Source organism: Butyrivibrio sp. WCD2001 (assembly GCF_000424485.1).
Classification (GTDB): Bacteria; Bacillota; Clostridia; order Lachnospirales; family Lachnospiraceae; genus Butyrivibrio.
In genome coordinates, this window is the sequence record NZ_AUJZ01000005.1 from 47380 (window position 1) to 71494 (window position 24115).

Annotated in this window: 24 protein-coding genes; 20 read left to right on the top strand and 4 right to left on the bottom strand. The window is 43.9% G+C overall.

Translation table 11 applies throughout. The annotated features are described in order from the left end of the window. Nucleotides 1–26: 26 nt before the first annotated feature. The 16 genes from G630_RS23390 (at nt 27) to rsmH (ending at nt 13121) form a co-directional block, all read left to right on the top strand. Nucleotides 27–653, top strand: a complete 627-nt coding sequence (locus G630_RS23390; RefSeq protein WP_022762167.1) for a TetR/AcrR family transcriptional regulator — start codon at nt 27–29, stop codon at nt 651–653. A 76-nt stretch (nt 654–729) separates the two neighbouring features. Then, the gene (locus G630_RS0105160; protein ID WP_026497964.1) at nt 730–1578 is read left to right on the top strand and encodes an ABC transporter ATP-binding protein; all 849 of its coding nucleotides are present in this window, start codon (nt 730–732) and stop codon (nt 1576–1578) included. A gap of 12 nt (nt 1579–1590) precedes the next feature. Further along, complete coding sequence (locus G630_RS0105165; RefSeq protein ID WP_026497965.1) at nt 1591–2271, top strand: fluoroquinolone export ABC transporter permease subunit; 681 nt, start codon at nt 1591–1593, stop codon at nt 2269–2271. Nucleotides 2272–2274: 3 nt separating this feature from the next. Continuing rightward, a complete protein-coding gene (locus tag G630_RS0105170) occupies nt 2275–2988 on the top strand; it encodes a hypothetical protein (RefSeq protein WP_026497966.1) in 714 nt (237 codons plus the stop codon). Nucleotides 2989–3056: 68 nt separating this feature from the next. Further along, nucleotides 3057–3686 (top strand): 5' nucleotidase, NT5C type, encoded by a 630-nt coding sequence (locus tag G630_RS0105175; RefSeq protein ID WP_022762163.1) that lies wholly within the window; start codon nt 3057–3059, stop codon nt 3684–3686. Further along, the gene (locus G630_RS0105180; RefSeq protein WP_026497968.1) at nt 3683–4237 is read left to right on the top strand and encodes an NAD(P)H-dependent oxidoreductase; all 555 of its coding nucleotides are present in this window, start codon (nt 3683–3685) and stop codon (nt 4235–4237) included. The genes G630_RS0105175 and G630_RS0105180 overlap by 4 nt, the downstream gene beginning before the upstream one ends. Nucleotides 4238–4304: 67 nt before the next feature. Beyond that, on the top strand, nt 4305–4787 hold the full coding sequence (locus tag G630_RS0105185; RefSeq protein ID WP_026497969.1) for a GNAT family N-acetyltransferase: 483 nt from the start codon (nt 4305–4307) through the stop codon (nt 4785–4787). Nucleotides 4788–4833: 46 nt separating this feature from the next. Further along, the gene (locus tag G630_RS20815; protein WP_049946104.1) at nt 4834–5508 is read left to right on the top strand and encodes an ATP-binding cassette domain-containing protein; all 675 of its coding nucleotides are present in this window, start codon (nt 4834–4836) and stop codon (nt 5506–5508) included. Further along, a complete protein-coding gene (locus G630_RS0105195; RefSeq protein ID WP_026497970.1) occupies nt 5505–6236 on the top strand; it encodes a hypothetical protein in 732 nt (243 codons plus the stop codon). Before G630_RS20815 ends, G630_RS0105195 begins: the two co-directional genes overlap by 4 nt. Before the next feature lie 20 nt (nt 6237–6256). Next, complete coding sequence (locus G630_RS0105200; protein ID WP_022762158.1) at nt 6257–6601, top strand: phenylpyruvate tautomerase MIF-related protein; 345 nt, start codon at nt 6257–6259, stop codon at nt 6599–6601. Nucleotides 6602–6696: 95 nt separating this feature from the next. Next, entirely contained in the window at nt 6697–7365 is a 669-nt protein-coding gene (locus G630_RS0105205) for an HAD family hydrolase (RefSeq protein ID WP_242829907.1), read from the top strand. 9 nt (nt 7366–7374) lie between these two features. Next, nucleotides 7375–8280: a metallophosphoesterase family protein gene (locus G630_RS20820; RefSeq protein ID WP_049946105.1), complete on the top strand. Its 906-nt coding sequence runs from the start codon at nt 7375–7377 to the stop codon at nt 8278–8280. Continuing rightward, nucleotides 8277–9455 carry a glycerate kinase family protein gene (locus G630_RS0105215; RefSeq protein ID WP_022762155.1) on the top strand — a complete coding sequence of 393 codons (1179 nt, stop codon included), beginning with the start codon at nt 8277–8279 and terminating at the stop codon, nt 9453–9455. Before G630_RS20820 ends, G630_RS0105215 begins: the two co-directional genes overlap by 4 nt. A 402-nt stretch (nt 9456–9857) precedes the next feature. After that, the gene (locus G630_RS0105220) at nt 9858–10760 is read left to right on the top strand and encodes a radical SAM protein (protein ID WP_026497972.1); all 903 of its coding nucleotides are present in this window, start codon (nt 9858–9860) and stop codon (nt 10758–10760) included. Between the two features lie 11 nt (nt 10761–10771). After that, nucleotides 10772–12025 carry a coproporphyrinogen-III oxidase family protein gene (locus G630_RS0105225; RefSeq protein WP_026497973.1) on the top strand — a complete coding sequence of 418 codons (1254 nt, stop codon included), beginning with the start codon at nt 10772–10774 and terminating at the stop codon, nt 12023–12025. A 58-nt stretch (nt 12026–12083) separates the two neighbouring features. After that, the gene (gene rsmH / locus G630_RS0105230; protein WP_026497974.1) at nt 12084–13121 is read left to right on the top strand and encodes a 16S rRNA (cytosine(1402)-N(4))-methyltransferase RsmH; all 1038 of its coding nucleotides are present in this window, start codon (nt 12084–12086) and stop codon (nt 13119–13121) included. 1 nt (nt 13122) lies between these two features. Here rsmH and G630_RS0105235 read toward each other — a convergent pair whose 3' ends face one another. Together G630_RS0105235 and G630_RS0105240 are read right to left on the bottom strand one after the other, a co-directional pair. Further along, on the bottom strand, nt 13123–13890 hold the full coding sequence (locus G630_RS0105235; protein ID WP_022762151.1) for a response regulator transcription factor: 768 nt from the start codon (nt 13888–13890) through the stop codon (nt 13123–13125). After that, complete coding sequence (locus G630_RS0105240) at nt 13865–15592, bottom strand: sensor histidine kinase (protein ID WP_081667810.1); 1728 nt, start codon at nt 15590–15592, stop codon at nt 13865–13867. The genes G630_RS0105235 and G630_RS0105240 overlap by 26 nt, the downstream gene beginning before the upstream one ends. A gap of 138 nt (nt 15593–15730) precedes the next feature. Here G630_RS0105240 and G630_RS0105245 point away from each other — a divergent pair, with 138 nt between their 5' ends. From G630_RS0105245 to G630_RS0105260, 4 genes are all read left to right on the top strand, one after another. Next, entirely contained in the window at nt 15731–16639 is a 909-nt protein-coding gene (locus G630_RS0105245) for an ABC transporter permease (RefSeq protein ID WP_022762149.1), read from the top strand. A gap of 72 nt (nt 16640–16711) precedes the next feature. Then, entirely contained in the window at nt 16712–17638 is a 927-nt protein-coding gene (locus G630_RS0105250; protein ID WP_022762148.1) for a carbohydrate ABC transporter permease, read from the top strand. Between the two features lie 71 nt (nt 17639–17709). Then, on the top strand, nt 17710–19296 hold the full coding sequence (locus tag G630_RS0105255; protein WP_022762147.1) for an extracellular solute-binding protein: 1587 nt from the start codon (nt 17710–17712) through the stop codon (nt 19294–19296). Nucleotides 19297–19314: 18 nt separating this feature from the next. Further along, on the top strand, nt 19315–21813 hold the full coding sequence (locus G630_RS0105260; protein WP_026497977.1) for a glycoside hydrolase family 31 protein: 2499 nt from the start codon (nt 19315–19317) through the stop codon (nt 21811–21813). Between the two features lie 370 nt (nt 21814–22183). Here the strand turns inward: G630_RS0105260 and G630_RS0105265 are convergent, their stop codons facing one another. Further along, a complete protein-coding gene (locus G630_RS0105265; RefSeq protein ID WP_026497978.1) occupies nt 22184–23053 on the bottom strand; it encodes a CPBP family intramembrane glutamic endopeptidase in 870 nt (289 codons plus the stop codon). A 200-nt stretch (nt 23054–23253) separates the two neighbouring features. Beyond that, nucleotides 23254–24111 carry a hypothetical protein gene (locus tag G630_RS0105270; protein WP_022762144.1) on the bottom strand — a complete coding sequence of 286 codons (858 nt, stop codon included), beginning with the start codon at nt 24109–24111 and terminating at the stop codon, nt 23254–23256. Nucleotides 24112–24115 lie beyond the last annotated feature (4 nt).

Sequence of the window (24115 nt, forward strand, 5' to 3'; positions counted from 1 at the left end):
AATTTGGTCAAAAAGAGGATAAGTATATGCCAAAAACCTACACAGAAAGTGAAAGAGAGCAGATCATTATCCGCTTAAAGAAAGCAGCCAATGAGATGCTGATGAAAAAAGGTGTCAAGAAGACTACCGTGGATGAGTTGGTAAAACTTGCCGGAATTCCAAAGGGAACATTCTACCTTTTTTATCCATGTAAAGAGGTGCTGTTTTTCGATGCGGCCCAGGATTTCCATGAGCAGGTGGATGACTATATTACAAAGGGATTTCTTTCCATAATCGCAAGCCATAATATTGATCCCGAGGAGGAGGGAGCCTTCTCTGAATGTATCGATGAGATCGCTGAGGTGATCCTCGGGGCGATGGAAATTACAACCACTTCCTGCCTCAAGGTACTGCTTGAGCCTGAGGCGATGAACCAGGTTCTTTCGAAGCTTCCGGAGGATCTGCTTCAAAACCACAGGGATCAGGACACCCGTATGGGAGCAGGTATTATAGCAAAAGTGGCTGCAAGGAAGGGGCTCGACGTCGAGGCAGTTGTTGGATCCTTTTCAATGATTTTATTCGGTTCTATGTACAAGCATGTCATTGGAGAGGAGAACCTCAGAGAGAGCATGCGCATGCTGGTAAAAGGACTGGTTATACAGATTTTGGAATAAAACTCAGGATTCAAATAACTGTACGATTTTTAGGACAGCATAAAAAAGAGGAGATCAGGCTATGACAGACAACAAGGTGATTGATGTTAGAAATGTTTATTTCAGCTACAGTAAAACTCCCTTTCTGAAGGACATTACTTTTTCTGTAGATAAGGGAGAAATTTTCGGATTCCTCGGACCCTCCGGTGCAGGTAAGAGCACCCTGCAGAAGGTGCTTACCGGAATATGCACAAACTATGAGGGGAGCGCCAGCATTCTAGGTACCGAGAGCAAAAATCACGGCAAGGATTTTTATGAGAAAATCGGTGTCGATTTTGAATTCCCGAGCCTTTTTGATAAGCTTTCCGCCAGGGAAAATCTCAAATACTTCGCGTCACTCTACAGCGGAAACAAAAGGGATATCGATGAACTTCTAAAGGAAGTCGGCTTGTATGAGCACGCAGATAAGAAGGTTTCAGCTTTTTCCAAGGGCATGAAATCCAGACTGAACTTCATCAAGTCGCTGATCCACGATCCGGACGTGCTGTTTCTGGATGAGCCCACCAGCGGCCTTGATCCCAATAACGCCAAGATTATGAAGGACCTTATCCGGAAAGAGAAGGAGAAGGGTAAGACCATCATTCTCACTACGCACGACATGCAGGATGCGACCGAGCTTTGTGACAGAGTTGTGTTTATCGTGGACGGCCAGATGAAGGCGGTGGATACTCCGCATAATTTCATTATGAGTCGCGGTGCAGCCAGAGTGACCTACACCTATATGGAGAACGGACAGGAGCGAATGGTGAGCACGATTCTTTCTGACATCAGTGGCGACGAGACTTTAAAGCAGCTTATTGATGAAAACCGGTTAACCTCGATTCACAGCGGGGAGCCCACACTCAATGATATTTTTATTGAGATAACCGGCACACATTTGGACTAACGGGTGACTACTATGAGACAAGCGAATGTAATAAAAGGTGACATCATCTTTCAGTGGAAGTACGGCTTTTATTTTCTGTACGTCCTCGTAATTCTGGTTTACATGATAATCTTCTCATTCTTTGAAGGAAATATCAGGAACATCATTGTGTCCTGCTGCGTATATTCGGATCCGGCTGCAATGGGGATGTTCTTTATGGGAGCGTTGATCCTGCTTGAAAAGAGCCAGCATATCACAAGCTCAATAGTAATTTCGCCGGTTACACCCACAGAGTATATCTTCGGAAAAGTGATTTCCTTTGCGATAATCTCTCTGGTTGTGGGGCTTGTGTTGATCCTTTTTGGATCTACCTATAACCTGCTTTTGTGTATGGCGGGGATACTCGCAGGATCGATTCTCTTTAGCCTGTGCGGAGTTATAGTTGGAACAAAGGTCAGTAACCTCAATCAATACATACTGGGTACCGTGCCCTTTGAAGTTATAGGTTTTGCGCCTGTTATCGTGTATAGAGCAGGGATTATGTGGGACAATCCGCTGATGCTGATTCACCCCGGATGCGCCGCTATGAGGCTGATTGAGGGAAATACCGATATGCTGCCATTTTCACTGATAAGCCTTGCTGCGTGGATTGGAGTTCTGTATCTTATCGCACAAAGATGCGTCATTAGAATGTATAAGAATGTTGGAGAATAAATTATGAGTGCTACATGTAAGATGTTTGGCTTTATGGTAAAACAGATAACCCGCGATATGATGATGATCATGCTGGTCATCGCACCCTTTTTGGTGGGGAGTATCTTCAGATTCGGAGTACCGATTTTTGAGGAAAAGATTCTTGCAGGGTTTGGCTATGGCAGCTTTCTTGTGCCCTACTATGATTTTTTCAGTTGGCTCCTTGCAATTCTCACGGGTATGATGTTTGCCTTCATAGGAGGACTTGTGGTTCTTGGAGAAATCGACGACGGGATCGCAAAATATATACTGGTGACGCCGCCCGGAGAAAACGGGTATCTTCTATCAAGAATCCTTCTTCCAGGAGTGATATCGGGAGCTATGACAGCGGTTATTCTTCCTGTATTTGCCCTTACAAAGTTGAGTATTCCCGCAATTTTTGTTATGGTTATTTCATCATCACTTTGCGGAATAATCACATCCTTTCTTGTTGTGGCCATATCTTCCAACAAGGTAGAGGGCATGGCAGTTGGCAAGTTGTCCGGCCTGTTTGGCATCACCTTTTTTGTTCCGTTTTTCATAAAGGGAGCAGTCAGATATGTGTTTATCCCATTTCCCATGTATCATGTGGGTGTGTGGTCGAAGGATGAGACGCCCGTAAGCCTTTTTATTGCAGCTGTTCTTTTTGCAATATGGGGCGCGGTGTTGCTTAAGCTTTTCAGAAGAAAATTTCAATAATGCCTTCCCCCTATGAAAGGGGGAAGGTGTCAGCGTAGCTGACGGATGAGGGGTAAAAGGAGATAATTATGTACAGCAGAGAACCGCTGAAAATTTACGTAGATTTTGATGATTGTCTATGCGAGACGGCACTATCTTTTGTCGAGATCGCATCCAGACTTTTTGGGAAAAATGTCCCCTACGAAGAGCTCCATTCCTTTAATCTTCAGGAGTCCTTTTCACTGAATGATGAAGAATACGCTGAGCTGATGAAGGAGGGACATCGCCCCGAGATTCTTCTTTCCTATGAAGAGACGCCCGGAGCATCAAGGGTTCTTAATGAACTTATTGATGAGGGACATGAAGTTTTTGTAATTACAGGCCGTCCTTTCGCAGCTTATGAGGCATCAAAACAGTGGCTTGAGGAGCATGATTTAAGTCGCCCGAAGCTGTTTTTCCTTAATAAATACGGAAGGGACTTTTTCTATAAAGGCGGTGAGTTCAATCTGGAACTCGAGGACTATTACAAGATGCATTTTGATTATGCGGTGGAGGATTCACCCATGGCTTTCGGATTCTTCGATCATCTGCCGGATCTAAATGTCCTGGTGTTTGACAGACCCTGGAACAGCAAAGCAGAATTTCCCGGTGCAAACTATCATCGCTGCACCGACTGGGATATAATTCGTGACCGGATCAGAAAAGGAGGAATAAAATGATTCTTTACATTGATGCGTGTGTTCGTGAAAAGTCCAGAACTAAGAGACTTGCGGATGCTCTTATGGAAAAACTCTCGGGAGAGGTCAAGTATGTAAAGCTGGAAGATATCAGTTTTGAGACCACAAGCGAAGAATATCTGACTAAGAGAGAAAATCTCATTGAGCAGTGCGCTTTCGATGATAAGATGTTTGATCTTGCAAGACAGTTTGCCAAGGCGGATACGATAGTTATCGCTGCGCCTTATTGGGATCTGTCTTTTCCTGCAAAATTGAAGCAGTATATTGAAGCCATAAATGTACTTGGAATCACCTTTTTATATACCCCGGAGGGCATGCCCAAGGGAATGTGCAAGGCTGACAAACTATACTATGTTACGACAGCCGGCGGCCCTGTGGTTCCCGATGAATACGGCTATGGCTATATAAAAGCGCTCGCTGAGAGTTACTACGGAATTAAGGACGTGAGCCTTATAAAGGCCAGCGGACTCGACGTTCTGGGAGCAGCCGTCGATGCAATTATGAACGAGGCGATAGCTTCTATTTCAGTGTGAAAAGTTTGAACTATACTAATAAGAATGTCGTAGGTTGAGAAAAAGGTTTTGATGTGGAGGTAATAAAGTGGGGGAAATTGAACTCGCAATGGAGAACGACAGAGAGCAGATACTGGCATTATATGAGATGCAAAAGGGCAGGGAGTTTTGTGCGTGGGATGAGGATTATCCGTCGAATGAAACGATTGACTTTGATCTGTCCAGAGATGCTCTGTTTATTATAAAGGAAGATGATAAGGTAATTGCTGCAATTTCTCTTGAAGTAGACGAAGCTGTGGATAGCCTGGAATGTTGGAATAAAGAACTTTTTCCCGGGGGAGAGCTTGCACGTGTTGCGGTGGATCCGTCTATGCAGGGTAAGGGAATTGCAAGAAAGCTGATGCAGCGCGGTATGGATGAACTCAAGGCGCGTGGCTACAAGAGCATCCATTTTCTTGTGAATAAGTACAATGTAAAAGCTATACGTTGCTACTCGGTTTTTGATTTTAATGTTGTCGGCGAATGCTTCATGTACGATCAGGACTTCCTATGCTACGAGAAGGCGCTGTAATAGAAGGCTTAGAAGTTTCGGGATGTGTATGAAAAAAGGAGAACGGATGGCTTACAAGCAGGACAGTGAAAAAATCATAACTCTTGAAAATGCGACTAAAATATATGCCGGAAACACGGTGCTGGATGGCATTTCACTTTCGTTTGTCAGGGGGGAGTCTGTCGCATTTATTGGACACAACGGCTGCGGGAAAAGTACGATGTTAAAGGTGCTTGCAGGGCTTATCTCACTTAGCGGCGGGGCTGTGAATTATCATCAAAAACTCCGATTTTCATATGTACCCGAGAAATTTCCCGGAATGGAAATAGAGATGCTTGACTATTTAAATGGCATAGCCGCTATGGAAGGTGTGGACTCCGGAGAGGTGATGCATCTGATAAATGATTTCTTTTTGGAATCGATGATACATACAAGGCTTGATAAGCTCTCAAAGGGTAGCCTTCAAAAGGTAGGTGTCATTCAGGCTATTATTAAAAAGCACGATGTTCTTTTGCTTGATGAGCCTCTTTCAGGACAGGATACGGATTCGCAGGAGGTTTTCATAGCTAAGATAAATGAACTCAGAAAGCAGGGAGTTACTGTTTTCATGTCCTGCCATGAGCAGAGACTTGTTGATGAATTGTCGGATAAGGTTTATATGATAGACCGAGGAAAGCTTGTAGAGGCGTCAGCGGATGTGGCGAATGACAGGCCGAAAGTTGTAGGAGGGAGTGAGGTATGAAAACATTACTTAGCCTTTGCAATATAAGGCGCAAACTCCTTGCTAAAAATTCAGTCCTTGTTATCCCTACGGTTGCAACTGCGATTTTTATCGGAGCTATGTATTCCGTAAAGCCTGTGTTTATCTGCAGCAGTTTTTTGATGTCGTCATTTTTTATCTACATCATTGGCGTATTTATTTCCATGACGCTCCAGGCAAAAGAAAATGATGTCTTTGAAGAAACGCTTCTTTTGCACTGCGAGTCCGGAAAAAGTTACTACCTTTCAAGAGAACTTATAATGTTTGGAATTAACTGCATTTATACGCTGATATTGCTTGGATATCCGATTATAAGATATCTTTCGGACAACAATTTTTTCACAAGAAACATGACCGCTTTTGATGTGATATTCGGCGGCCTGATTATCTTTGTGAGCGGACTTGCAGGTATGGAAGTCGGGGACTTTTTTCATCCGAGAATTTTTACAAAGAGAAGAGATTCCATAATAGGAGCAATATTCGTGTCGGTCCTGGCGATATGCAAACTCGGACTGATTGACAATTATCCGATTCTTAAGGTGCCTTGCATACTTCTTCCGCCGATTATGGACAGCTTCAAGCTTGTGGGAGATTCTGATATATTCAGTCCTGCAGGTATGCTACTGATCTGCATTCATATGGTGGGCTATTTTCTGGTGATTATGCTATTGAAAATCAAGTTATTGGGAATTAAGAAGTTCAGATTTTAATGATATAGGAGGAAAAAGTCATGCCATTTATTTCAACAAAAACAAATGTAACAGTATCAAAAGAAAAAGAAGTTCAGCTCAAAGAGCGTCTTGGAAAGGCAATCTCAATCATCCCCGGAAAGAGCGAGAGCTGGCTCATGCTGGCCATTGAAGGTGATATTCCGATGTACTTCAGGGGAGATGATTCTGCGCCTACCGCATTCATTGAGGTTAAGATTTACGGTAATGCATCTCCGGATACCTATGGGAAGATGACAAAGGAACTGACCGGAATATACGGCGACATTCTTGGGGTAGCGCCTGATCATATGTATATCCGCTATTTCGGATCTGATGATTGGGGATGGAACGGAAACAATTTCTGATAGATAGTGAGGATGCTTAAGGAGCGCATTGTGCATGCGCTCCTTTTATTTTATTATAGTATCTATGTAAAAAAGACTTTTGCGGAGGAGATGAAATGGGCGATATTGCAGCTATGAAAAAATTTGAGGCGGTAGTTTTTGATATGGACGGAGTCATCTTCGACTCCGAGAGAGCAACAATGTATTGCTGGATAGAGCTGGCTGAGAAGTACGGGATTGAAGGGATTGAGAAGCCTTATCTTGAGTGCACCGGCACAAATGATGCAAAGACAAGAGAAATCATGATGAACGCCTATGGACCGGATTTTCCTTATGATGAGTACGCGAAGGAAGCTTCGAAGATGTACCATGAAAAATATGATGGCGGAAGACTCCCGATGAAAAGCGGAGTTTTTGAGATTTTGGATTTTTTGAAGAATAATGGGAAAAAGATTGCCCTTGCATCATCAACCAGAAGGCAGACCGTAGTTAACCAGCTAAGGGATGCGAAAATTCTGGACTATTTTGATGAGATAGTTACGGGAGATATGGTTTCAAAGAGTAAGCCTGAGCCTGACATTTTTCTGCTCGCCTGTGAGAAAATAGGCGTCGCACCGGAAAATGCCTATGCGATCGAGGACTCCTTCAACGGCATAAGAGCCGCTCACAGAGGCGGCCTTCATCCGATAATGGTTCCGGATCTTCTGCCTGCGAATGATGAGATGAAACAGCTTTCGGAAGCAGTGCTCGATAGTTTGAACGACGTGATTATTTATTTAAATTAGGAGGTTCCCATGAAAATCGGAATCTTATCCGATATACACAGCAATATAGTGGCCTTTAAGGAATGCATAAAGTATTTGGAGAAGGAAGGCTGCGATGAATATATTTTCCTTGGCGACTATGTGTCTGACACACCCTACACCAGGGAAACAATGGACTGTCTCTACGAGTTTATCGGCTCGCATACATGCCACCTTCTAAGGGGGAACAGAGAAGAGTACATGCTCGGGCAGCAGAAGGTACTAAAAGAAGGCAGGCGAGATCAGTTTTGGAGATACAATTCCGCAAGTGGGAATCTGCTTTTTACCTATGAACAATTGACTGATGAGGACCTGGATTTTTTCAGTAAATTACCAATTACTTTCGATTATGAAAAAAACGGCTATCCCACAATTAGGTGCTGTCACGGATCGCCGGTAAGTTCCAGGGAACTCATACAGCTTGGAAGTGATGAAGCAAGGTCCTGGCTCGATAAGATTCTGTGCGATTACATGATATGTGCGCACACCCATTTCCCCGGAGAATATGTTTACAAAGACAAGCATTATATGAACTCGGGATGCATCGGAATATCCATAAATGATGCAGGATTTGCTCAGTGCATGATCCTGGAGGACGAGCTATCTGATGGCAAAGTTGTATGGAAGCCGACATTTCTGAAGATACCTTATGACAATAAAAAAGTGGTTCACGACATGGTTTCATTTGGACTTCTTGAGAAAGGAAAATGGTTCATCAATTGCAACATCAAGATCCTTTTAACCGGAGAGGACCGCGCAGCGGAGATGGTAGCGCTGGCAGCAAAGCTCTCGGAGGAAGCCGGAGAACAGACCGTGTGGCCGGAGATTGACGAGAAGTATTTTGCACTTGCGGCAGAGGAATTTAATATTCCGGATTACCGGGAGGAGGCTTTATGAAAATAGTGACAGCCATAGATTCCTTTAAAGGGAGCATGTCCTCAATCGAGGCAGGAAATGCCTTTGCAAAAGGAGCGAGGAAAGTTGATCCAGACATAGAAGTTATAGTCAGACCTCTTGCGGATGGCGGCGAAGGAACTGTGGACGCCCTTATAGAAGGCATGAACGGACAGCGGATATCAGTGACTGTGTCAGGACCTTTAGGTAAACCAGTCATTTGCGATTACGGAATTATAAGTGAGAAAAAGCTGGCAGTAATTGAAATGAGCGGAGCAGCAGGCATTACGCTGCTTTCAGAGAGTGAGCTGAGTCCGCTTGATACTACGACCTACGGCGTCGGAGAAGTGATAAGAGATGCAATCGGCAAGGGATGCAGGAGATTCATAGTCGGAATCGGCGGAAGCGCCACAAACGACGGAGGAACAGGAATGCTTTCAGCCCTTGGCTACGAATTTCTTGATAAAAAAGGAGAGCCGATAGCCCTCGGAGCAAAGGGCCTTAAAGACCTTGCAGAAATTTCGGATGAGCATGTACTTCCGGAGCTTAAGGACTGCGAATTTCTGGTTGCCTGTGATGTGAAAAATCCGCTATGCGGACCAAACGGCTGCAGTGCAATATACGGACCTCAGAAGGGTGCAACCCCTGAGATGATAGGGGATATGGACAAGTGGCTTGAGAACTATGCAAGGTTGGCTATGGCAAAATACCCTGCAGATGCTAAGTGTCAGGGGACTAGTGCAGATGCTGAATATCCCGGGACCGGAGCAGCCGGCGGAATGGGCTTTGCCTTTCTTGTTTTTACAAATGCTACGCTGAAGCCCGGAATTGAGCTTGTTCTGGAGGAGACGAAGCTTGCGGAATATATAAAAGATGCAGACCTCGTCGTAACAGGTGAGGGCATGCTGGATGCGCAGACAGCGATGGGGAAGGCACCTGTCGGTGTAGCAGCACTTGCAAAAAAGTATGGCAAGACCGTAATCGCTTTCGCGGGCAGTGTTACAGAGGACGCCGGTGCCTGCAACAAAGCCGGAATTGATGCCTATTTTCCTATAGTCAGAGGTGTCACGACGCTTGAAGAAGCAATGCAGAAAGAGACTGCCATGAAGAATATGGAAGCTGCGGCTAAGCAGGTGATATCACTTTATGAGGTAAGTACGCGTTGCAAGGTGATTTGATGATTGTTATGAGTGTATCTGTGTTTTGAAGGAAAATAAGGAAAACACAGATGATAATTTTGGCTGTATCTGTGTCTTGAAGGAAAATTAAGAAAACACAGACGATTATATGGGGTGATATCTGTGCTTAGATGAAAAATAGAAAAAACACAGATGACAACTTGGGAATCATCTGTGTTTTGAAGAAAACTCGGAAAAACACAGACGTTGTTCTAGAGGACTATCTGTGAAACAGAAAGAAATTTTAAAAACACAGAAGCTGTCCTATAAAGCATCTGTGAAATGGAAAGAAAAGTAAAAAACACAGATACTATCCCCAAAACGCATCTGTGAAATGAAAAGAAAAGCTAAAAGCACAGAAAACACCACTAAAGAAGAATAAGCACGCAAGGTGGGGAGGACATGAAAGCATCAGCATTTTGGCCGCTTATGCGGTTTGGAGTAAAGACAGTATTATTTAAGAAAAAGGATCCAATCCTGGGGACGGTTATAGTTACAGATAAGTGCAACTTAAAGTGCAAGCACTGCTCGGTAAACAACATAACGGCGGTGATGCATCCCTATGAACAGATAAAAGGTGAGATGAAGCAGCTCTTTGATATGGGCGTAAAAATTCTCTTTTTCTGCGGAGGCGAGACCTTTATCTGGAGAGATGGCGATAGGACTATAAAAGACCTTGTTCATGAAGCTAAAGCCATGGGTTTTCTCATAGTAAATGTGGTTACGAATGGGACATTTCCGATTGATCTTCCGGAGGCGGACCTGATACTGCTAAGTCTTGACGGAGACAGGGAGAGACATAACGCGGTCAGAGGCGACACCTACGATACCATCATGGAGAATATTAAAAATGCGACTTCGGACAACATCTGTTTTTACATGGCGGTCAATCAGATAAATAAGGATGCTATTCGAGACGTCTGCTATACAGCAAGAGACATGAAAAATGTCCGTGCAGTGTCCTTCAATTTCCATACGCCCTATCCCGATACGAGGGAGCTTGCGCTGTCTAAGGAAGAGAAGGCTCAGTGCTGTGAGGTTATATCGCAGATGATGGATGAGGGAGTTCCGGTCTTTAATTTAAAGAGCGCATTTCCGTACCTCATAAACAACAGCTTTCCCACACCCTGTGCGCAGTGCCTTGTAATCGAAAACGGCAAGATATCAGTGTGCGGACGATGCATCGATGTGCCCGGTCTTTGCGATGAGTGCGGCTACTTCTTCGTTGCCGAGTACACACTTTTGTTTGGCGGCAACTTAAGAGTTATTTTTGAGATGTTTAGAACTTACTTGAAATACGTGTAATAGGATTTTATATGAGCTTTAAAACTGAACTTACAAGGATGTGGTTTACCAGAAGTCTTGAACCATTTACTTTTACCAATGAATACGACAACGAACTGGATTACGGAAAAGCCGAGCAATTGGGGCTCTACGTGCACATTCCGTTTTGCAGATCCATTTGCAACTTCTGTCCCTACTGCAAAGAGATTTATGATGAGAACAAAATGAGTGAGTACATAGATGCTCTCATCAAAGAGATACATCTTGTGGGCAGCAGGTATAAGGAAAAGAAGACAGTGACCAGCCTCTATTTCGGAGGTGGAACACCCGCGCTCGCAGCAGACAGAATTGGCGACATAGTAGGTGCTCTTAAGGAGCACTTCGTAATAACGGACGGAATTGGCTTAGAACTTCATCCGGATAATGTAGAACCTCAAACGCTAAGAAAATTGAAGGAAGCCGGTGTCACAAGAATCAGCATAGGAATACAATCCTTTCTGGAAAAATACGGCAGCGTACTTGGAAGAAAAAGCATTGATATAGATGCAATGAACAGGGCTTTGGACGAGGTGCCCTTTGATACTGTTTCCATGGACCTTATTTTTGCACTTCCCGGGCAGACAATAGAAGATTTGAAGTCAGATATAGATAAGGCCTTTGAGACCGGAGCCAATCATGTGGCAGTTTATCCCTTCATTGATTTTACCTTCACGAAAAGTCCGGTCAAGGCGATGCCCAAGCGGCAAAAGCGAGAACTCATGGATGAGATGACTGAGTATTTCGAGGAAAAGGGATTTTACAGGAGCTCTATCTGGACCTTTTCCACTAAGGAGGAAGCGAAGTATTCATCTATGACCAGGGAGAATTTCCTTGGCTTTGGATGCTCTGCAACAACTCTTCTAAAGGACAGCTTCAAGGTTAATACCTTTTCAACTAAAGAGTACTGCAAGCGCATAACAGAGGGAAAACTTCCGACTTCATTGACCATCCGTTTCAGGAAAAGACAGCGCATGGTCTATTACCTGTTCTGGACATCATATAGCACAAGAGTGAACATACGGGATTTTGAGGATTTCTTCGGAGTGCCTTTAAAGAAAATGTATGGCTTTGAAATTTTCATGGCGAAGCTATTCGGATATATTACTGAGGAAAATGGTATGCTGACGCTGACAAAAAAAGGCGCCTTCTATTTCCATTATTATGAAAACTACTACACGCTTTCCTACATCGATAAGATGTGGGGACTTATGCGAAAAGAGGCATTCCCTACGGGGATGAAGTTGTAAGCACTGATAAAATGCCGGGCAGGCTGTGCTTCCACAAAGAATAAATGAGGACAACAATATGGAACAACATAAGAGAAGAGTTCATTACTCCGGGAAGTATCCCAGGAAATTCGAAGAAAAATATAAGGAACAAAATCCGGAGAAGTATGCGGATACGGTTGCTCATGTAATTTCAAAGGGCTCGACTCCCGCGGGGATGCACATCTCCATCATGGTAAAAGAGATTCTTGATGTGCTGAAAATTCAGCCGGGTGAGCAAGGACTTGACTGCACTCTCGGGTATGGCGGTCACACCAGGAAGATGCTGGAGCAGCTTCAGGGAAAAGGTTGTGTGTATGGTCTGGATGTAGATCCTATTGAGTCGAAGAAGACTGTGGAGAGACTTCGCAAAGCCGGCTTTGATGAAAATCTGTTTAAATTCAAACTCACCAATTTTGCCAACATAGATGAAGTCTGCAAAGAAGCCGGGAAGTTTGACTTTGTACTGGCGGACCTCGGCGTTTCTTCCATGCAGATAGATGACCCCAAGAGGGGATTTTCCTACAAGATCGAAGGTCCGCTTGACCTGCGACTCGATCCGGAGCACGGACAATCCGCTGCAGAGAGACTTCACAGTATTACAAGAGATGAATTTGTGGGCATGCTCGCCACGAACTCCGACGAACCCTACGCGGAGGAGATTGCGGACAAGGTATTTAACCTTATGAAAAAAGGCGATCCCATGGATACGACTTCAGCCCTCAAAGCTGCGATAGAATCTGCTCTGTGGAAGGTACCAAAGGAAGAGAAAAACGATGCGATAAAAAAGAGCTGTGCCAGAGTATTTCAGGCGCTTCGAATAGATGTGAATTCGGAATTTGAGGTGCTTTATGCATTCCTGGAAAAGCTTCCGAATATCCTTAGTCCCGGTGGAAGAGTGGCGGTTCTGACTTTTCACTCAGGAGAGGACAGACTTGTGAAGCAGTCCTTCAAAGCTCTCTTCAAGGAAGGAGTCTACAGCGATATCTCCAGGGATGTCACAAGACCTTCACCGGAGGAACAAAGACTCAATCCACGCAGTAAATCCACAAAACTGAGGTGGGCTGTTAAGGCCTGAATTATTTCCCCCTGAACTCAATCGGGGTTACACCGAAACTCTTCTTGAACAGTCTCGTGAAATAAGAGTAATTGTCGTAGCCGACGTACTGTGCTATGTCGTGAATAGGATAGTCCGATTCGGTAAGCAGCTCCTTTGCAAGGGACAGGCGCTTTTCAATCACATAATTTTTGTAGCTCATGCCGGTCTCCTTCTTGAAGATTTTGGTTATGTAATCAGGATCGAAGAAGAACATGACTGAGAGCTGCTCGCGGCTTATTTCTTCACGAAAATGATCATCGACATACTTAAGAAGCGCCTTGATATTGGATTCGTTTTCGGAGGCATCGGTAGGAATCTCGGGAATAGTGGGACCGGCTTCGGAAAAAGCTTCCCGGAGATCCCTGGTTTCCTGCAAGGATTCGGCTTCCTTCAGAGCCTTCTTAATAATTCTTGTTAGCTCTGCGTAGTCGATGGGCTTCAGGAAATAGTGGAAGCTCTTTAGCTCGATGGCTTTTTGCGCATAAGTAAAATCGGCATAATTTGTCAGGAAAATTGTGGGCACGGGATTTCCCTGCTCGCGAAGAAAATTCAGCAGATCAAGACCTGAACCGTGTGGCATATCTATGTCACTAAGGAGCAGGTCTATATTATTATTCGCCATAATTTCTTTGGCGGTATTTATGTTGCCGGCGGTGAAAACCTCGGTTATTCCGAGGCTTTCCCAGGCTATTCCTTTTTGCAATGCCGCAATAACAAAGCGGTCATCGTCTACCAGCAGAACTTGCATTATTCATAATTCCTTTCAAAAACGGAAGACCAACTTTCACGACACCTCCGCCTAATTCATCATTTTCCAAAGTGAACTCAAATCTATCCTCATAGAGAAGCTTAAGTCTTCTGATGCAGTTGGAGATTCCTATATGGGTGCCGTCTTCTGTAGTCAGGTACTCACCGGCCCTTATTTTATCTATAACTTCCAAAGGGAATCCCTGACCGTTATCTCTTATGCAGATCTCAATGTAATCCTCATCGTTTCTGACATAGTCATGTCCCGTGATGGATATCTTCAGAGAGTCGCCGGAGGGCTCCGCGTACTTGATGATATTTTCCACAAAAGTGATCAGAAGGAGCGGCGGAATCATCACGTCCATATCCTTTTCATCAATGTCGCAGCTATAATCGATGTCCTCCGAAAGGCGCATCATCTGGATATCAAGATAATCCTCAGCGTGCGCAATCTCACTGCTAAGCGGCACATAATCCTTGTCCGCCTGGAATAAATACCTGAAGTACTTAGATGTGAACTGCAGCATTTTCCTGGCTGCCGAGGTATCTCCGAGACTCAGCATACTGTCTATCGTCGTCAGGCAGTTTAAATAAAAGTGTGGTTTTATCTGTTGCTGCAGGAAAAGGATCCTGAATTTATTCTGATCAAGCTCAGCTTCGTATATGTTTATTCGAAGTCTTGTTATTTCGTGAACGAGGCTTTTAAACTGGTCATTTATCTGGTTGAGCTCCTGCATCTTGCTGTCTGTCAGATCGAGACTTGCGGACTCTGCGTCGGAGAGGGAATCCATTTTTGACAGATTACTTGAAAAAATCTTGATCGGAAGAATCACCCTCTTATAGGTTACAAGTATGTAGCCTCCCATAATTAAACTAAGAGCCAGAGCGGTCAGGACCACCAGGAACTGAAGAAGGAATATCTTACCGTAGTTGCCCAGCATGTCCGAATCGATAACCAGCGTGAAGGGAAGACCGGCGTCCTCGCCTCGAAAATAGAGCCTGTTGTAGTAATAACCGATAAGCCCTTCGGGGCTCTTTGCGCTCTGATAGTAAGTATTTCCCACAAGATCCTGGAAGGTGATATTGCCGTGTGATCCAAGATTGATTGTGAAGAGCGGAGACAATATATCATCAATGGAAACCAGCGAGATGAAGGTCCTATGTTTATAGGTGACCAGATAGTACAGATAAGTCTTTCCGTCTATAACACTTGGAATCCATGAAAAGCGGTCGCCGCTGGCCGGTTTTTCGACATCATCAATTACCTTCTTTTTTATCTTCTTATAGGTCTCATAGTTTACTGTAAGTTCCGAGGCATTTATGAAAATATCGCCCTCATCCCAGTAGAAAAAGTACATATATTCCGAGCCTGTGGAATATTGCATATCACTTACTCGAAGGCGCAGATCATTACCCGCCTGCCTGAAGTCGCCCATGTGCTTCTCCGAAGAGAAGGCATCAAGAATGGGATCGTGCACGACTGTCCATTGGACGAAGTGCGCGATGGCATCAAGCCGGTGGCTTAGATCATTCTGATAAATTGTTATGGCATTTTCCAGTGCGAGATTGTTCTGTCTTCTTATTTCCCAAAAAGAGTAGCCGCTTATGAACACAAAAATAATGACTACAGGGATAGCTGTCCAAAGTGTTTTCCTTAAAATCTGCACCACCGGATAGCCCATATTTCTTCTTTTCGTTTTCATAGCTTAATTATAAGTAAAAGATTTAGATTGCACCACATTAAATCGTTTCCTGTTCGGAAAAGTGCTATCCATAAATCTGAAAAGTGCTATTTTTTGATTTTTGAAAAATATAACATTTAGCACGTAAGGAGAAACGACATGAAAGAAAAAACACTTAAGAATTTCAAAAAATACTATCAACTTTATCTGTTACTTGTGCCGTCGGCGATTTTGCTTTTTTGCTTTGCTTACCTTCCGATGGTCGGAATTGTAATCGCTTTTCAGAACTACTCGCCGGCACTCGGAATTTTACACAGCCCCTTCGTGGGAATGAAAAACTTTATACAGTACTTTAAGTCCTATCAGTTTGGGGTGACTATAAAGAACACGCTGTTGCTAAGTCTGTACAGCATAGCTGTGGGATTTCCCCTTCCGATTCTGCTGGCACTTATGTGTAACCAGATGAAGACAAAGATGTTCAAGAAGGTCTTCCAGGTAATCACCTACCTTCCGCACTTTATATCAACCATGGTTATGTGCGGATTGGTGCTGATCTTCTTATCACCCAGCAGCGGACTGTTCGCCAATCTGTGGAGGCTCTTCGGTCAGGAATTTCCGAATGTGATGTCAAGCGCGGCAAGCTTCAAGCACGTATATGTGTGGAGCGACATCTGGCAGCACCTTGGATGGGACAGCATCATATATCTGGCAGCTCTCGCAGGAATAGACCCCACTTATTACGAAGCTGCGACCGTGGATGGTGCGAGCACCCTTCAGAAAATCAGATACATCGATATTCCGATGATCATGCCGACAGCGATGGTGCTCCTTATCATGAGAGCTGGCAGTATCTTAGGCATAGGTTTTGAAAAGGTGTTCCTTCTTCAGAATGTTCAGAACATCATGAGCAGTGAGATCATCTCAACTTACGTATATAAGATGGGTATGCAGAGCATGCAGTACAGCCTCTCCACAGCGATCGGTCTGTTCAATACGGTAGTTAATGTGATAGTTCTCTTGCTCGTGAATTTCATGGCAAGGAAGTTGACAGACAGTAGTCTGTTTTGACAATGCCTTCTCCCAATGGGAGAAGGTGGCGCGAAGCGCCGGATGAGGGGAATGAAAAGGAGAAATAAATCTATGGAAAACATACTTAAATTCGAGACCTCCCGGATGGAAATAAAAAAGCGAAGCAAATTTTCCGGAGACAACATGGTAAACGTCATTTTTCATCTGATTGCGGTCCTCATGATAATCGCGGTAATGTATCCGCTCTGGTTTGTCATAATCGCATCCTTCAGTAATCCCGCGGATGTGGCAAACGGTAAGGTCTGGTTATGGCCAAAAGTTATAGATGTAAGGGGATACCAAAAGCTTTTCGAACAGAGCCAGATTTGGAAAAGTTATTGGAACACCATTATATATACCCTCACCGGTACTTTGGTTTCGTTGTTCGTTAATATAACGGCCGGTTACGCTATGTCAAGAAAAGACCTGCCCGGTAGAAAATGGATAAATACTTTCTACCTGATCCCTATGTTTGTAAGCGGCGGTCTGATTCCAACCTACCTTGTAGTGAAGCAGTTTGGACTTCTTGATTCATTCTTCGTAATGGTGATTCCATTTGCGGTATCCACTTACAACATAATAGTTGCGAGAACTTTCTTTCAAAACTCGTTGCCGGAATCCCTCTGGGAAGCGGCACAAATAGATGGCTGCAGCACCATGAGATATTTTGTTCAGTTTGCAGTGCCCCTTTCAAAAGCAGTGATTGCCGTAGTCGGACTTTGGACCGCGGTAGGACTTTGGAACTCATGGTTTAATGCACTGATTTATCTGCAAAATGAAGATCTCATACCGCTGCAGCTCCTCCTTCGAAGAATTCTCATTTCCAATGAGTCCTTGCTGGGAGCGGCGACGGGAACAATGGCTCAGGAGCTGAGGCAGCTCTCTGACATGATGAAATATGCTTCAATTGTGGTTTCTACATTGCCTATCATGGCCCTTTATCCTTTCTTGCAGAAATACTTCAACCAGGGCGTGATGATAGGAGCAGTGAAGGGATAAATAACTAATTACTTTAGCGACATTTGATCAGCAAAGTAATAAAATATTTTTAAGGAAAAAAGGAGAGAAATATGAAAAAGACGGCATTGATGACAGCAGGTATTCTTGCACTTAGTGCACTTGTATCGGCATGCGGACAAAGCAAGGCTGCAACTGACACTGCAGACATTGCACAGACTGAAACACCCAAGAGCGCAGAGGCCGGCTCTTATGAGGTTGCTACAGTAAGATGGGCAGACTGGGGAGAGGACTACCATACAGGTTTTCCGGATGAGGCTGCCAAAGAGGCAGGAATTTCCATAACCTGGGATACAATCCTCAATTCTGACTGGGCTGATAAGAAGGCTGTACTTCTTGCAGGCGGCGACCTTCCGGATGCGTTTATGGGATCCATCTGCTTTTCAGAGTCTGATGTCCTGACAAATACAGGATCCTTCATCGCACTTGACGACTATATCGATGAGTATATGCCTAACTTCAAGAGCATCATCGAGAGTGATCCTACCATGAAAGCTCTTGCAACTTCAGCAGACGGACATATCTACGGACTTCCTTCCAAGAAGCCCTGCAGACCTACTGTCGCAAACCAGATGTTTATAAATAAGAAGTGGCTTGATAACCTTGGACTCGAGGTTCCCACAACCTATGAGGAGTTTGAAAAGGTTCTTACAGCATTCAAGGAGCAGGATGCCAACGGCAACGGTGACCCTAACGATGAGATTCCTTTCGGTCAGGGTTATGCTGATTCGGTAATGTTCTTCTGCCTTCCCTTCGGTACAACAATCGGAGCAGACGGCACATACATGATGGCAATTCAGGACGGCGAGCCTGTATATCTTCCTGTGACAGAAGGCTACAAGGAAGGCATCGAGTGGATGCACAGCTGCTTTGAAAAAGGGCTCATTGACCCCGAGCTTTTCACTGAGGATTCTTCCATGCGTGACGCGAAGCTCATGAATGAGACACCCATCGTAGGCGCAGCTCCCGGCTGGACAGCTGACTCTACCTTCGGAGCAAATTCCGACCAGTATGTTGCACTTCCCGCTCTTAAGGGACCTTCAGGTGAAAGCTACATCTCTGCTGATCCCGAGCACTGGAACTACAGCAGATACGAGTTTGTTGTAACATCATCCTGTGAAAATCCCGGAGCACTCCTTTCATGGGTGGATAAGTTCTACACAGAGGACGCTTCAATCCAGAACTTCTATGGCTCCTTCGGAGTTGGTGTTGAGAAGAATGACGCCGATGGAACATACACTGTTCTTGAGCCTCAGGACGGAAACTCTGCAGACACCTTCGCATGGATTCAGTCACTTCGCGACTTCGGTCCCAAGTATGTAGCAGACGGTTTCAACGATAAGGTTTCCTACGCGGCAGAAAACGGTGATGCAAGTAAGCTTGCACTTGATAAGGAACTCGGAAAATATGCTAAGGAAGCATTCCCTAACGTAAGCTACACAAATGACCAGCTCACCACACTTGCAACTCTTTTCACAGACCTTGATTCTTATGTTACATCCAACCAGGCAACCTGGGTAACAGAAGGCGGAATTGAAGAGCAGTGGGATAGTTACATCAAGACCCTTGAGACCATGGGCTATAACGACTTCATTCAGATTCAGAAGGACGCCTATAACACATATAACGCAAACAAATAAAAAGCAAGAAGGACAAGTATGAAAACATTTAATTTTAACCCACTTTGTCCGACCGAAAACATACTTCTTGGAGCAAGCTATCGCATTAGCATTTTGACGGATAGCTTGCTCCGTCTTGAGTATGAAAAAGACGGACATTTTACAGACAACGCAACGCAGGTTGTACTTAACAGAGACTTCCCGAAGGCAGAATTCGAAGTCCTCGAAGATAGCGAAGAGAAGCTGATTTTCACGACTAAGAAACTGAAAGTCACCTACGACAAAAAGGATTTCACACCTAGAGGTTTACAGATAGAGCTCCTTGGAACGATGAAATCCGGCTCTGATATCCCTGAAAAAAATGGTGATGACAGCAATCAGGAGAATAATTCTGAAGTAAATAACGTCATCTGGAACTACGGAGAGAACGGCAGAAATCTCTTCGGGACCGTGAGAACGTTGGATGAAACCAACGGAGTGGTTCTGTATGAAAAGGGCCTGTTTTCACGTGAAGGCTACGCCTGGTTCGATGATGGCGAAAGCTGCGAGCTGTCCGGCGAGGACATTTTCGATAGAGAGCATCCGGAGAAGGATGTCTACTTCTGGGGCTACGGCACGAGATTCAAGGAAGCTCTGAAGGACTTCTATCACCTTTGCGGAACGGCGCCCATGATCCCCAGATATGCGCTTGGAAACTGGTGGAGCAAGTATGAGAAGTACACGGAGGAGAGTTATCTTACTCTAATGGATAAGTTCGATGAGGAGAATGTTCCGATCACAGTGGCCGTAATCGACATGGACTGGCATCTCACCGAGATTGATCCTAAGTACGGAACAGGCTGGACGGGCTATACCTGGAACAAGGAATACTTCCCGGATTACAGGAGATTCCTGTCAGAACTTCACAGAAGAGGAAAAGCTGTTACCTTGAACTTACATCCCGCAGACGGTATAAGAGCTTTCGAGTCGATGTACGAGAAGGTTGCAAACCGCATGGGCATTGATCCGGAATCAGAAAAACCGGTGGAGTTCGATCTTATGAACAAGGACTTCGTGGACGCCTATTTTGAGGATGTTATGCAGCCCTATGAAGAGGACGGCGTAGACTTCTGGTGGATTGACTGGCAGCAGGGGACCAAGGCTAAGTCGGGAAGTGTGGATCCTTTGTGGATTCTCAATCACTACCACTTCCTTGATCAGCTCCGCAGAGATAAAAGAGCTATGATCTTCTCTCGTTTTGCGGGAATAGGAAGCCACAGATATCCTATTGGATTCTCGGGAGATACCTGCGCAACCTGGGTCAGCCTTGATATTCAGCCGTTTTTTACATCGACTGCTTCAAATGTGGGCTATGGCTGGTGGAGTCATGATATAGGCGGACACATGCACGGCGAGGAGGACACGGAAAGGACCTGCAGATGGATTCAGTTCGGAGTCTTTTCACCAATAATGAGACTTCACAGCTCCTGCAATCCGTTCTTCTTCAAGGAGCCCTGGAACCTTCCTCAGCCCATGAGGAGCGTAGTCGGGGACTTCATGAGACTAAGGCACAGGATGATTCCGTATCTCTATACGGCGAACTACAACGCATATAAAAATGACGAACCGCTGATGCAGCCACTTTACTACGGAAGCCCCGAAAACGAAAAGGCGTATCGTTCCAGAAACGGTTACTACTTTGGAAGTGAACTGGCAGTTTATCCCATTACGAGCCCGCTTGATGACGAGCTTCAGATGGGTGAGGTACTTGCTTTTATCCCTGAGGGTAGATGGATAGATATTTTTAATGGCAATGTCTACGAGGGTGACAAGCTAAGAAAGCTCTACAGACCTATCGAGCAGATTCCTGTGCTTGTTAAAGCCGGCGGTATTGTTCCGATGGCGGATGAGATCACTTCGGACGTAAATAAGCTTCCCGAAAAGCTTAGAATTTACCTCGGCGTCGGCGCAGACGGAAGTTACACACTTTTTGAAGACGACGGACTCACTAACGGATACATGAAGGATGAGGGAGTTTTCACAAAGATAACTCAGACCTATGACCATGAAAAGAGAGAGCTCTGCGTCGAAATCAGCGGAGCTGAAGGGATGACAAGTCTCCTTACCGAGCAGAGAGAATTTACGCTTGTGCTCTGCGGGGTAGAGGATGGCGTAATGCTTGAAGATTCTGGAGAAAATGGCGTAACACTTGAAGGCTCTGAAGGGAATAGCGCAACGCTTGAAAGCTCTGAAGAGAATAACGGAACTGATGCTCAGCAGACTTTGGACTATGATGAAGATAAAAAGCAGGCGATTGTTTCTCTCGGAAAAGTCGCTGCCAAAGAGGGCACAAAGCTTGTTCTGAAAAATGTTGCGTTAAGCTCCAACGCCAGAGAAAAAGAAGTGTTTAAGCTTCTTAAGAGATGCAAGTTCAGCTATGACATGAAACAGCGAATTTACGACAGTTTCTTGCAGGGTGGCCTCAGATTCGAGGAAGAGATAAGAAATATTGATATCTCTGAAAAGATGAAGGATGCACTTGTAGAGATAATTGTTTAAGGTATTTATAGAGATAGTTGTTTAAGGCACTTATAGGAGAAGATTTGTTGTTTGGGATTTTTTGTTGAACAACAAAAGAATGATAAAATGTCTGTTTTGTTGTCTGGGAATTTTAGGTAAACAATAAAAGTGCAAAAAGTTAGCTGATTTGTTGTGAGGATAATTTCAGAAGACAACGAATATAGCAGAATTCACAGGATTTGTTGCAAGGATTAATTCTACGTACAATAAAATAAAAAGATTCCCAAGAATTTGTTGCAATACAATGCATCCCCAAACAACAAAAATAGTAGATCATGTAGAATTTATTGTATAGATATGTGATAGACATGTTTTAAGGCCGCTGCAAAACGCAGCGGCCTCAATATTATTATGCAGAAAGCTCTGTAGCTTCAACCTGCTCATCCTTTACGGAAAGCTTCTTGTAAGTGAAAACAGTAAGTGCCATAAATATTGCACAAACAACTACAGCTTCAACCATGCTGAGAGGTCTTCCGAGAACTGAAGGGATTGCAACAGCAGCAGTATTGTTGATAATGTGAATAATAATTGCAGGAATTACTGAATTAAACTTATAAGCAACGAAAGCAAGTGCAAGGCCAATGGGAAGTGCATATAAGCTCTGCATGGGATTCATGTGCATGATAGCGAACATAAGCGCAGAGAGGATGACACATCCTACAATTGCAAAGGCCTTTTTAGAACTCTTGAGCATTACTCCTCTAAAGGCCAATTCCTCAGCGATAGGTGCAAACAGTGCGACTGTGAGTACTGCTACAATTTGATTTCCGCCTGTTACAAGCCCCATCAGCTGACTGAATAACTCAGAACTTCCGGGAATAAGAACTGTAGTAATTTTGGAAATGATTAAATCAAATGTATAGAAACCAAGTGAGATGCATACAAGAAATGCGATAGCATTTACATTTGAGATCTTTTTAAGACCTGATTCATAGGTTCCAAGCTTCTGATCTTTCTTAACGGATCCGAGATAGTACCAGAGACCGAATATTACGATGCATGCAATCTCACCAACGAACTGTAATACTGTTAAGATTCCGGAAATGTATTCCATGTATTCTTCATTAGTTGCAAAGGCTTCGCCGGTCTGTGCATAATGTAATGCAGATGCTCCAACAGTTCCGACAGCACCTATGATTGCCTGGATTCCTATAAAGAGCAGCATAATTCCGATTGCTGCCAATATTGCTTTTGCTTTACTTCCTTTTGTTGTTTTCATACTCTTTCTCCTTTTTTCACATAAAATTATTGTTTAATAAAATACATAAAAAAACTTCAATCGTACGGGCGATTCCGTATCGCGTTTTCTGTCGTTCCCTTGCCCGATGAAAACATGATAATTCGGAATCATTTCCTCAGATTGAAGTAAATCTTAACGTAACCTTATTTTTACATTATTTGTTTATTTATCAGATAATTCTATTCGCTTTGAGAAGGAATATCTGACTCATCCTTATGTGAAAAAGGCAATCTTCTGTAAAAGAAAATTGAAAGCCCAAGGAATATTACAACAAAGCATGCACTTATAGCAGGAGGAAGCTCCTTTTTTAGGATTTCATTCAGTATTACCGCGCCTGCATTGTTTATAATACCTATCATCATACCGGGGATTGCAGAACTGAATTTGTAGGAAACAAACATCATAACAAGGCTAAAGGGAATTCCATATATCGATTGCACAGGGTTGAGCATTATAATTGCAAGCAGTATGGAAGGTATGATTATGCATCCGGCTATTCCAAAAGTTTTCTTTAAATTCTGCATCATAATGCCCGGGAAGGCAAACGCAGTTCCCATAGAGGATAATAAAATCATTGAAATCAGATTTATGGGGGTTGGGTCAGAAACACCTGCCATTATACGGTGGAAATATTCACCGCTTTCGGGAGAAAGCATCATTACCAGATCAGCAACATGTCTGTCAAAAAGACCGATTGTAAGCGCTGAAAAAACAATAAAACCTATGGCATTGATATTGCAGATTTTATCAAGGCAAGGCACATAAGTTCCGGCAAGTTGATCTTTTTTTACATATCCCAGATAGTACCAAATTCCAAAAAGAATTGTACCTATCAGATTGGAAACAAATACCATTATTGGCTGATATGACATCACAAAAGCAGTCAGGGCTTCATTATCCATACTCTCACGTGGGACAGAAACGGAGATAATTATACTGGCAATTATTGATACCACCAATTGAATCAACAGGTAAAGGAGCGCTATACCTACTGCTCCAAATACTGTTTTTACCTTGTTTTCCTTTTTTGTTTCCATAATT